The 11,831-nt window shown below is 76.2% G+C and carries 6 protein-coding genes and 1 pseudogene; all 7 read left to right on the top strand.

Features of this window, described 5'->3' with window-relative positions:
* Positions 1 to 7 precede the first annotated feature (7 nt).
* Positions 8 to 3,145: pseudogene (locus ACWGSR_RS23060) on the top strand (type I polyketide synthase); the annotation flags it as partial.
* On the top strand, positions 3,142 to 5,172 hold the full coding sequence (locus ACWGSR_RS23055; protein ID WP_453568574.1) for an HAD-IIIC family phosphatase: 2,031 nt from the start codon (positions 3,142 to 3,144) through the stop codon (positions 5,170 to 5,172). The pseudogene ACWGSR_RS23060 and the gene ACWGSR_RS23055, both read left to right, overlap by 4 nt.
* Before the next feature lie 49 nt (positions 5,173 to 5,221).
* Positions 5,222 to 6,253, top strand: coding sequence for an LLM class flavin-dependent oxidoreductase (locus tag ACWGSR_RS23050; RefSeq protein WP_376238689.1), 1,032 nt, complete (start codon positions 5,222 to 5,224; stop codon positions 6,251 to 6,253).
* A 135-nt stretch (positions 6,254 to 6,388) separates the two neighbouring features.
* Positions 6,389 to 8,047: an ABC transporter substrate-binding protein gene (locus ACWGSR_RS23045; RefSeq protein ID WP_453568571.1), complete on the top strand. Its 1,659-nt coding sequence runs from the start codon at positions 6,389 to 6,391 to the stop codon at positions 8,045 to 8,047.
* Positions 8,032 to 9,036 carry an ABC transporter permease gene (locus ACWGSR_RS23040; RefSeq protein ID WP_453568569.1) on the top strand — a complete coding sequence of 335 codons (1,005 nt, stop codon included), beginning with the start codon at positions 8,032 to 8,034 and terminating at the stop codon, positions 9,034 to 9,036. Before ACWGSR_RS23045 ends, ACWGSR_RS23040 begins: the two co-directional genes overlap by 16 nt.
* Positions 9,033 to 9,842 (top strand): ABC transporter permease, encoded by an 810-nt coding sequence (locus ACWGSR_RS23035; protein ID WP_376246949.1) that lies wholly within the window; start codon positions 9,033 to 9,035, stop codon positions 9,840 to 9,842. The genes ACWGSR_RS23040 and ACWGSR_RS23035 overlap by 4 nt, the downstream gene beginning before the upstream one ends.
* Positions 9,839 to 11,491, top strand: a complete 1,653-nt coding sequence (locus ACWGSR_RS23030) for a dipeptide ABC transporter ATP-binding protein (RefSeq protein ID WP_453568567.1) — start codon at positions 9,839 to 9,841, stop codon at positions 11,489 to 11,491. Before ACWGSR_RS23035 ends, ACWGSR_RS23030 begins: the two co-directional genes overlap by 4 nt.
* Positions 11,492 to 11,831: the final 340 nt, after the last annotated feature.

Raw genomic sequence — 11,831 nt, 5'->3', positions numbered from 1 at the left:
CGCAGCCATGGCCGACGAGAAGAGACTGGTCGAGTACCTCCGGTGGACGACGAACGAACTCGCCCGGGTCGGAAAGGAGCTGGCGGACCGCGAGGCGCGGCTCGCGGCCTTCCGCGAACCGGTGGCCGTGGTCTCCATGGCCTGCCGCTACCCCGGCGGGGTCCGCTCGCCCGAGGACCTCTGGGAGGTCGTCGCACGGGGCGCGGACACCGTCGGAGGGCCGCCGTCGGACCGGGGCTGGGACCCGGCCGCCCTGGAGCACGCGCGCGCCGGCGGCTTCCTCGACGACGCGGCCGGCTTCGACTCCGGGTTCTTCGGCATCGGCCCCACGGAGGCCCTGGCGATGGACCCCCAGCACCGGCAGCTCCTCGAACTGTCCTGGGAGCTGCTGGAACGGGCCGGGCTCCTGCCGGGCGACCTGCGCGGCAGCCGTACGGGCGTCTTCGCCGGGGCGATCTACCAGGAGTACGCGCCGCCGCCCGGAACCGTGGCCGCGGACGTCGAGGGCCATCTGATGACCGGCAACGCGGCGAGCATCGTCTCGGGACGGCTCGCCCACACCTTCGGCTTCGAGGGCCCCGCCCTCACCGTCGACACCGCCTGCTCGTCGTCACTGGTCGCGCTGCACCTGGCCGCCGAGTCGCTGCGCCGCTCCGAGTGCGACCTGGCGCTGGCGGGCGGGGTGACCGTGATGTCGACGCCCCGGGTCTTCACCGACTTCGCGGCCCAGGGCGGGCTCGCCGCCGACGGGCGCTGCAAGGCCTTCGGCAAGGGGGCGGACGGCACGGGATTCGGCGAGGGGGCGGGGCTCCTGCTCCTGGAACGGCTCTCCGACGCGCGCCGCCACGGACATCCCGTACTGGCCCTGCTGCCGGGCTCGGCGATCAACTCCGACGGGGCGAGCAACGGACTCACCGCGCCGAGCGGACCCGCCCAGCGCAAGGTCGTCGAGGCGGCCCTGCGCGCCGCGGGGATCCCCGCCTCCGCCGTCGACGCGGTCGAGGCCCACGGCACCGGGACGGCCCTCGGCGACCCGATCGAGGCGGGCGCCCTCATCGCCGCGTACGGCGAGGACCCCGGCCGCGCGGCCCCGCTCTACATCGGCTCGGTGAAGTCGAACCTCGGCCACACCCAGGCGGCGGCCGGCGTGGCCGGCGTGATCAAGACGATCCAGGCCCTGCGCCACGGCGTCCTGCCGGCGACCCTGCACGCCGACGAGTGGTCCGAGTTCGTCGACTGGCCCTCCGGACGCGTGGCCGTCCTCAGCGAGGCCCGCCCCTGGCCCGCCGCCGAGGGCCGCCCGCGCCGGGCCGGCGTCTCCTCGTTCGGCATCAGCGGCACCAACGCCCACGTCATCGTGGAGGAGTACGACCCGGAGGCCGCGCCCGCGTACGAACCGGAGCCCACCGCCGAGGGCGCTGCCGACGGGACCCCGGCCCCGGCCCCCGGCGCACCCCGGACGGACGTCGTCTGGGCGCTGTCCGGGCGGTCCCCCGAGGCGGTGCGGGCCCAGGCGGGACGGCTGCGGGCGCTGCTGCGCGACCGGCCGGACACCGATCTCGGCGCCGTCGCGCGGACGCTGGCCACCCGCCGGACCTCCTTCCGGCACCGCGCCGCCGTCCAGGGCGCCGACGCGGCCGGGCTCGGCCGGGAGCTCGACGCGCTCACGGCCCCGTCCGCGCCCGTCACGAGCGCCGTCGCCGGGCCCCGGATCGCCTTCGTGTTCAGCGGCCAGGGCACCCAGCGGCCCGGCATGGGCGCCGAACTCGCCGACCGGTTCCCGGTGTACGCCGAGACCTTCGACGCCGTGTGCGCCGCCCTCGACGCGGCCCGAGGGCCCGACGAGGGGCCCGCCCTGCGGGACGTGGTCCTGGCCCGGCCCGGCAGCCCGCGGGCGGCGCTCCTGGAGCGGACCGAGTACGCCCAGCCGGCGCTGTTCGCCGTCCAGGCGGCGCTCGCCCGGCTCGCCGAGTCCTTCGGGCTCGTCCCGGCCGCGCTCCTGGGCCACTCGATCGGCGAGCTCACGGCCGCGTACGTCGGCGGCGCCCTGACCTTGGACGGCGCAGCCCGGCTCGTCGTCGCCAGGGCCCGCGCCATGCAGGCCGCCCCCTCGGGCGGGGCGATGCTCTCGATCCGGGCCTCCGAGGACGAGGTCCGGGAGTCGCTCGCGCGGGCCGGGGGAGCGGTCGCCGTCGCCGCCGTCAACGGCCCCCGGTCGACCGTGGTGTCCGGCGACGCCGACGCCGTGCGCCGGCTCGCGGCCCTCTGGCGGGCGGAGGGCGTGCGGACCAAGGCGCTCAAGGTCGGCCACGCCTTCCACTCCCCGCACATGGAGCCCGCGCTCGCCGCGGTCGACGCGGCGGCGGCCGGCCTCGCCGTGTCGCGGCCGCGCGTCCCCCTGGTGGCCAACCGCACCGGCGAGGTCGCCGACCTCGCCGAACTCTCCGCGCCGGGCCGCTGGTCGGCCCAGGTGCGCGGCACGGTCCGCTTCCACGACGGCGTGACGGCCCTGCGCGGCCTCGGCGTCGACACCTTCGTCGAGATCGGCCCCGACACCACCATGACCGGACTGGTCGCCGACTGCCTCGCCGACCGGCGGGACGAGGCCGCCGTGATCCCGCTGGTCCGCCGCCCCGCGACGGAGGCCGCCTCGGTGGTCCGGGCCGTCGCCCAGGCGCACTGCCGGGGCGTCCGCGTCGACTGGGACCGGCTGCTCGGCGCGGGACCGGCCGCCGACCCCGCCCTGGTGCCCGTCTACCCGTTCCAGCACCGCCCGTACTGGCTGCACCGCCCCGCGCCCGGCCCCGTCCCGGACGCGCCCCCGGCCGTCCCCGAGCGGCCCGAGCCGCCCGTCCTGATCCTGCGCGAGGTGCCGGAGGATGAGCGGCGGGACGTCGTGCTCGCGCGCGTCCTCGACGCCGTCGCCGCCTCCCTCGGATACGCGCCCGGCGAGGTCGACCCGGCCGCCGACCTCACCGAGATCGGCATCACCTCCTTCGGCTCGCTGGAGATCGCGGCCCGGCTGAACCGCGAGACCGGGGCGGAGGTCCGCCCCTCCGTCGTCCTGGAGCACCGCACCGCGCACGAACTGGCCGCGCACCTCCTCGTGTCGCTCGACACCCGCACCCCGGAGACCGTCCGATGACGACCGACCCCGCCCCCACGACCCCCGCGCCCCCTCCGCCCGCCGCCGTCGGCGCCCTCGACGCCCTGCGCGCGCTGCACCGCGACGGCGGCCTGGACCGCCACTTCGACCGCGTGCCCGCCCTGCTCGCCGTGCTCGACCGGACGGACCTCGCCCGCGCGGCCCGCCTGCTCGCCCGCGTCGATCCGGCGCGGGCCCGCGCGCACCACCCCGGCCTGCCCGCCGTCACGGTCGCGCTGACCGGCGGCGGCACCCTGGACGCGCTGCGGACGGCCCTGCTCGCCGAGCTCGCCCGGCACGGCTTCCTGCCCGAGGTGCGGCTCACCGGCTTCGGCTCGTACGTGCACGAACTCGGCGACCCCGGGAGCTCGCTGCACACGGAGCCCGCCGACGTGACCGTGTGCGTCCTGGACCACGCGACCGTCTTCGACGAGGTGCCGGTGCCGTTCGCGGCGGAGGACGTCGCCGGCGCCCTGCGCCGCAAGCTGACGCTGTGGCGGGGACTGGCGACCCGGTTCGCCGGCCGCTCCTCCGGCACCCTCGTGCTCAACACGCTGCCGCTGCCGAGGAACCAGCAGGCGCAGCTGCTCGACCTGCCGTCCCGCGCGCGGCTCGGCGCGGCCTGGCGGACCGCCAACGCCGAACTCCTCGGGTTCGGGGAGGAGCTGGGCCGCGTCGTCGTGCTCGACGTCGACCCGCTGCTCGGCGAGCCCGTCGAACTCGCCGACGCCCGTTTCGACGCGTACGCCGGGGCCCGGTTCTCCGACGGGTTCCTCGCCGCGTACGCCCGCGAACTGGGCCACCTCGTCCGGGCGGTGACCGGCCGGACGAAGAAGGTGCTGGCCGTGGACCTGGACGAGACCCTGTGGGGCGGGGTCCTGGGCGACGACGGCGTGGAGGGCATCGAGGTGGCGCACGGGCGCCGCGGCGAGGCCTTCCACCGGGTCCAGGGGGTGGTGAAGCAGCTCCAGTCGCAGGGCGTCCTCCTCGCGGCGGTCAGCAAGAACGACCGGGACACCGTGGTGGCGGCGCTCCGCGACCATCCGGACCTGCGGGTGCGGGAGGAGGACTTCGTCCGGATCCTCGCCGGCTGGCAGCCCAAGGCGGAGTCGCTGCGCGCGCTGGCCGGCGGCCTCAACCTGGGCGGCGACAGCGTGGTGTTCGCCGACGACAACGTGCGCGAATGCGCGGCGGTGGGCGCGGAGCTCCCGGAGACGACGGTGATCCCGCTGGACGGCGACCCGGCGCTGCACGTGACGCGGCTGCTCGCGGACGGCTGGTTCACGACGACGGAGGTGACGTCCGAGGACCGGGTCCGCACCCGCCGCTACCGCGAGGAGTCGGCGCGGGCGGACTTCCTGTCCGCGGCGGGGAGCGCGGAGGAGTTCCTCGACGGGCTCGGCGTGACCGTCCGGCTGGCCCCGGCGGCCCCGGCGGAGATCCCCAGGCTGTCCCAGCTCACGCTGCGCACCAACCAGTTCAACCTCACGACGCGACGGCTGTCGGCCGAGGAGGTGCGGGCCGGGGCCGCCGGTCCCGGCACCGCCGTCCTCGGGCTGACGGCGGGGGACCGGTTCGGGAGCAACGGGCTCGTCGGCGCGGTGTTCCTGCGCGCCGAGGAGAAGGTCCTGCACATCGAGAACATGCTGCTCAGCTGCCGGGTCTTCGCGCGGGGCATCGAGCAGGCCTGCCTGGCGGCGCTCCTCGACCGGGCCGCCGGCGCCGGGTTCGCCGAGGTGCGGGGCGCGTACCGGCCGACCGCGAAGAACGCCAAGGTCGCCGGCCTCTACGCGCACTACGGGTTCGAGGAGCTGGGCCCGGAGGAGCCCGGCCCCCGGGCGGACGGCTCCGGTGCGGGCGGCCTTCAGCCGGACGTCCCCGGGCCGGTCGGCCCCTCCGGCGGGACGGGGGCCGGGACCGTGTTCGTGCACCGTCTGGAGCGGCGGCCGGAGGTGCCCGGCCATCTGACCCTGGACGCGGCCGAAGACCTGCTCCCGGCCCCGGGCGCCCCGGCATTGACAACCTGAGGCATGCTCGACTTAACTTCCCGGGACAACGTGAGGTCGCCTCAGGATCGTGTCCGCGAGACCGGCGACCGCCCAGCAGGAGGAGGAGAACCAGGTGGCCGAGGGAATCGCGATTTCGGTGCACGACACGGTCCCCGTCTGGCGCGGCGACACGCCCGGCGACGCGCTGCGCCGCACCGTCGACCTGGCCGCGGCGGTGGAGGGCTTCGGCTACCGCCGCTACTGGGTCGCGGAGCACCACGGCACCCCCGCCCTCGCCACGTCCAGCCCCGCCGTCCTCGCCGGACCCCTGCTGCAGGCCACCCGCACCCTCACCGTCGGGTCCGGGGCGGTCCTGCTGCCCAACCACTCCGCCCTCGCCGTCGCCGAGCAGTTCGGCGTGCTCGCGAGCCTCTACCCCGGCCGCGTCGACCTCGGACTCGGCCGGGCCACCGGCGGCTCGCCCGCCTCCGCGGCCCGCCTCGGCGACCCCCGCCGCCTCGGCTTCGACGCCCAGTTCGACGAGCTCCGCGGCTACTTCGCCGGAGGACACCAGGGAGTGCGGGCGGTCCCCGAGCCCGAGGTCCCGCCCCGCTTCTGGCTCGTCGGCTCCAGCATCGGCAGCGCCGTCCACGCCGGCCGGGCCGGACTGCCGTACGTCTACGCCCACGCCATCGTCGGCGGCGGCGCCCCCCAGGCGCTGGACGCCTACCGCGAGGCCTTCCGGCCCGCCCCTGGCCTGTCCGAACCGCACGCCTGCGTCGCGGTGATAGCGGTCGCCTCCGACAGCGACGCGCGCGCCCACCGGCTCGCCGAGGCCTTCGTGCACGGACAGATCCTCATGCGCACCGTCGACCCGGAGAGCGTCCTGCCCACCGAGGAGGAGGCCGCCGCGCACACCCACACGTCCGCCGAGCGGGACTTCCTGCGCTCGCGCATCGACCCCCAGTTCGTCGGCGCCCCGGACCGCATCGCGCCCCGCCTCGCCGACTTCGTCGCCCGGACCCGCGCCGACGAGCTGTTCGTCCTCACCCAGGTCCCCGACCACGAGGCCCGGATCCGCTCGTACGAACTCGTCGCGAAGATCGCCGCCTCGCTCTGACCGCCCCGGACCGCCCGCCCCCACCGTCCGCGCCCCGCCCCCACCGCGCCCGCCGTCCGCTTTCAGACCGGCTTTAGGCCGGCCGTGCACCGTGACTGACCGAACGTCACGGCACAAGCGATGAGGACGACGAGCATGCACTCGGGTACACGGACACGGACGAAGAGATCCGCCCTCCTGGCGGCGGGAACCGCCCTGCTGACGACGCTGGTCACCGCGTGCTCCGCGGGGGCCGGGACCGACGGCGGCACCGCCGCCGGCGGCCCGCCCCGCGACGGCGGCACCCTGCGGATCGCCATCGCCAAGGAACCCGAGTGCCTCGACCCCCACCAGAGCCCCACCGAGGCCGCCCGGCTGCTGTCCCGGCCGATCCTGGACTCCCTGGTCCACCAGACCCCGAAGGGCGCCTTCGAGCCCTGGCTCGCCAAGAGCTGGACGCTGTCGCCCGACGGCCGGACCTACACCTTCGCCCTCCGCGACGACGTCACCTTCACCGACGGCGCCCGCTTCGACGCGGCGGCCGTGGTCGCCAACCTCGACCACGTCGCCGACCCCGCGACCAAGTCGCTCCTCGCCTCCAGCCTGATCTCCGCCTACAAGTCCTCCCGGGCCGTCGACCCCCACACGGTCGAGATCACCCTCGAGCGGCCCGACTCGGGCTTCCTCGGCGCCCTCGCGCTGCCCAACCTCGGCATCGAGTCCCCGGCCGGACTCAAGGGGTCCACCGCCGAACTCTGCAAGAAGATCGTCGGCACCGGCCCGTTCCGCACCGCCACCGGACTCGTCGCGCAGAAGGGCATCGAGTACACCCGGAACCCCGACCACGCCTGGGCGCCCAAGTCCGCCGGCCACTCCGGCCCGGCCCGCCTCGACGGCATCCGGGTCCAGGTCGTCCCGGACAACGCCTCCCGCTTCGGCGCGCTCACCAGCGGCCAGGTCGACGCCGCCACCGGCCTCGACCCCACCAGCACCCGGCAGCTCGCGAAGACCCCCGGCTTCACCCTGCACAGCACCAGCTTCCCCGGCGCCAACTACAGCTACTGGCCCAACACCGCCAAGGGCCCCCTCGCCGACGTCGCCGTGCGCAAGGCGCTGCGCGCCGGCATCGACTGGTCGACCATCGCCCAGCGCGTCCACTTCGGCCAGTACCCCTCCGCCAAGGGCCCGCTGTCCGCGACCACCCCCGGCCACGACGCCTCCCTCGCCGCCGCCTACGCCCACGACCCCCAGGAGGCCGCGCGGCTGCTCGACGCGGCGGGCTGGACCGCCCGCGACGCCCAGGGCTACCGCACCAAGGACGGCAAGCGGCTGCGCGTCCGGCACCTGTGGTCCGACCCGTCCATCACCAACCTCGCCGTGCAGATCCAGTCCGCCGGCAAGAAGCTCGGCGTCGAGTTCGTCGAGGAGAACGTCGACGGCGGCACCTTCGTCGAACGGCTGCTCGCCGGCGACTACGAGATCATCGACACCAGCTTCTCCTCGCCCGCACCCGACGTCCTGCGCGTCCTGTTCGGCAAGGACAACATCCCCACCCCCGCCCGCGGCATCAGCAACAACATGGCCCGCTACGACGTCCCGGACGTGGAGAAGCTGTTCGCCGACGCCCAGCGCGCCACCGACCAGAAGGAACAGTTCCGGATCTACCGCGAGGTGCAGCGGCGGATTACCGAGGACGCCGCCGTCCTCCCGATCTACTCGCCCGTCTCCACCCTCGCCGCCCGCGACGCGGTGCGCGGCACCGGCTTCACCGCCGACGGCTCCGCGAGCCTCTACGCGACATGGCTGGCCTCCTGACCGGCGGCGGGCCCGCTCCCGGCGACACCGCCCGGGAGCGGGCCCGCCCCGTCCGCCTCCTCCGGCTCGTCCTCGGCCGCGCGGCCGGCGCCGTCGTCGTCCTGTGGGGCGCGGTGACCCTCGCCTTCGTGGTCCTCCAGATCATGCCGGGCAGCACCGCGGACGTGCTGCTCGCCCGGTCCAGCGTCTCGCCCCGCGTCCGCGCCGAGATCACCGCCGAGTACCACCTGGACGACCCGCTGCCCGCCCAGTACCTCGGCTACCTCGGCCGGATCGTCCGCGGCGACTTCGGGGACTCGTACGTGCTGCGCCGGCCCGTGTGGGAGGCCGTCGGGTCCCAGCTCCCCGACACCCTCACGCTGATCGCCTCCACGCTCCTCGTCACCGCCGCCGGCTCGGTCGTCCTCGCCGTGCTCGGGGCGCACCGCCGCCGCTGGGTCCGGACCCTGTTCGCCGCCGCCGAGTCCGTCGTCGTCGCGCTGCCGCCGTTCTGGCTCGGCCTGCTCCTGCTGACCTTCTTCTCCTTCGGCCTCGGCTGGTTCCCGACCGTCGGCGCGTCCGGCCCGAGCGGCCTCGTCCTGCCGACGCTCGCGCTCGCCGCGGCCCCCACCGCCGTGGTCGCCCAGGTGCTGCGCGAAGGGCTGCTCCGTGCCCTCGACGAACCCTTCGTGGTGACCGCCCGGGCCCGCGGCATCGGCGAACTCGCGCTCCGCCTGCGGCACGTGCTGCGGCACGCCCTGCTGCCCGCCACGACGCTCCTGGGCTGGATCGCCGGCTCCCTGATCGGCGGGGCCGTGATCGTCGAGATCGTCTTCTCCCGGCAGGGCGTCGGCCGGCTGGTGCTGTCGGCGGTGCAGAACAAGGACATGCCCGTCGTCATGGCCGTCGTGCTGCTCGCCGCCGCCGTGTTCGTCCTCGTCAACCTCGTCGTCGACGCCCTGCAGTGGCTCGTCGACCCCCGCACCCGTGACGCCGGGAGGCCCGCGTGACCCGTCCCCGCACCGGCCTCTGGCTCGGCGCGGCGGTCCTCGCGGTGCTGACCGCCATGGCCGCCTTCCCCGGCCTCTTCACCTCCGTCGACCCCGACGCGGCCGACATCGACGCCCTGCTGCGCCCGCCCGGCGACGGGCACTGGCTCGGCACCGACCAGAACGGCCGCGACCTGTACGCGCGGATCGTGCACGGAACCCGGCCGTCGCTGCTCATCGGCGTCGGCGCGGTGGCCCTCGCCCTCGTCGGCGGGACCCTCGTCGGCGTCGCCGCCGCCCAGCTCGGCCGCTTCGCCGACCAGGCCATCGGCCGGTTCCTCGACGTCCTGCTCTCCGTGCCGGGCCTCCTCCTGGTCTTCCTCGTCGTCGCCGTCCTCGGCCCCGGCGCGGGCGCCGCCACCGTGGGCCTCGCCGTCGGCGCGCTGCCCGGCTTCGCCCGCGTCGCCCGCGCCGAGGTGATCTCGCTGCGCGGCCGGGCGTACGTCGAGGCCGCGTACGGCTTCGGCTGGACCCGCGCCCAGGTGGTCCTGCGGCACGTGCTGCCCAATGCGCTCGGACCGGTCCTCGCGCTCGCCACCGTCTCCCTGGGCGCGATGATCGTGGCGAGCTCCAGCCTGAGCTTCGTCGGCCTCGGCCCCCAGCCGCCCACCGCCGAGTGGGGCGCGATGCTGGCCGGCAGCCGCGACTTCCTCGCCCTCGCCTGGTGGCCCGCCGCCTTCCCCGGCGCGGCCATCACCCTCGCCGTCCTCGCGATCACGACGGTCGGCCGCCACCTCCAGCGCACCGTCGACGGGAGCACCGCATGAGCACCGAGCCCCGCACGGCCCCGGCCGAAGCCCCGAAGACGTCCGAAGGACCGGCCGCGCGCGAACTGGTCCGGGTCGAGGACCTGACCGTCTCCTTCGGCCGCGGCCGCCGCCGGGTGGAGGCGGTGCGCGGGGTGTCGTTCACCGTACGGCCGGGGGAGATCGTCGCCGTCGTCGGCGAGTCCGGCTCCGGCAAGAGCGTCACGGCCCGCAGCCTCGTCGGCCTGGCCGGCGACGGGGCCGACGTACGGGCCGCCGCGCTGACCTTCGACGGCGTCGACCTGCGCGGACTCGACGGGCGCCGGCTGCGCGCGCTGCGCGGCCGGCGCGTCGGGTTCGTGCTGCAGGACGCGCTCGGCTCCCTCGACCCGCTCCGCCGCGTCGGCGCGGAGGTCGCCGAACCGCTGCGCACCCACCGGACCGTCCCGCCCGCGCGGATCCGGGCGGAGACGGAACGGCTGCTCGAAGCGGCGGGCGTCCCCGACCCCCGCACCCGGGCCGCCCAGTACCCCCACCAGCTCTCCGGCGGCCTGCGCCAGCGCTCCCTGATCGCCTCCGCGCTCGCCGCCCGCCCCGACCTGCTCATCGCCGACGAGCCCACCACCGCCCTCGACGCCACCGTGCAGCAGCAGATCCTCCGGCTGCTGCGCGCCCGCGCCCGCGACGGCACCGCCGTCCTGCTCATCAGCCACGACCTCGGCGTCGTGGGCGAACTGGCCGACCGCGTCCACGTCATGAAGGACGGACGGTTCGTCGAGGACGGCCCCGCCGGGCGGATCCTGTCCGCGCCCCGCCATCCGTACACCCGGGCCCTGGTCGCCGCCGTCCCCGGCGAGGAGACCAGGGCCGCGCCCGAACCCGGGCCCGTACTGCTGCGCGCCGAGGGACTGGTGAAGCGGTACCGGCTGCCCGGCCGGCCCGAACTCACCGCCGTCGACGGGGTGTCGCTCACCGTACGGGCCGGGGAGACCCTCGGCGTCGTCGGCGAGTCCGGCTCCGGCAAGACCACCGTGGGCCGGATGCTGACGGGGGTCGTGACGCCCGACGCGGGCCGCGTGGAGCTCGACGGGCGCGCCTGGACCGAACGCACCCGCGCCGAACTCCGCGCGGCCCGCCGCCGCGTCCAGACGATCCACCAGTACCCCCTGGGCTCCTTCGACCCCCGTTACACCGCACGGCAGTTGCTGGAGGAGCCGCTGCGGGCGATCGGCACCCCCCGGAACGCCCGCGCGGCGCGCGTCGCCGAACTCCTGGAGCACGTCGGCCTCGCTCCCGGCGTCCTGGACCGCCGGGCCCGCGACCTGTCCGGCGGCCAGGCGCAGCGCCTCGCGATCGCCCGCGCCTTCGCGCCGGAGCCCGACGTCGTCGTCTGCGACGAGCCGGTCTCCGCCCTCGACGCCTCCGTCCAGGCCCAGGTCCTCGACGTCCTGATCCGCGTCCAGGAACGCCTGGGCGTGGCCTACGTGTTCGTCTCGCACGACCTGGGCGTGGTGCGCCGGCTGAGCCACCGGGTCGCCGTCATGAAGGACGGACGGGTCGTCGAGTCCGGCACGGCCGAGCAGGTCCTGCGCGCCCCCGAACACCCCTACACCCGCGCCCTCCTGGCGGCCGTCCCGCGCCCGCCCGGAACCGGACGAAAGGAGTTCTGAAGCGGCGCTTAACCGCGCTTGCCCGGCGCCCCGGAGCTCAATAGCGTCGCCCTTCCAGGGGTGCCGGACCCCACCGGCGCCGCCACGGCACCCCTCCGCCGCCCGGCCCCCGACGACCCCGGCCCCCGACGACCCCGGCCCCCGACGACCCCGGCCCGGGAACCCCGGCCCGAGCGGTCCCGGCCCCGACGACACCGGTCCGGGCAACCCCGTTCCGGGCAGCCCCGGTCCGGTCCACCCCGCTCCCGACGGCCCCGAAGCCGACGGCTCCCGATCCCCGCTCCCCAATCCCCGCTCCCCAATCCCCGATTCCACTCCCCGATTCCCGGCCCCGGCCCCG

This window comes from Streptomyces sp. NPDC055632 (assembly GCF_053618675.1).
Note: the sequence above shows the minus strand (reverse complement) of the source record. Positions and strands in the feature narration are given on the sequence as shown.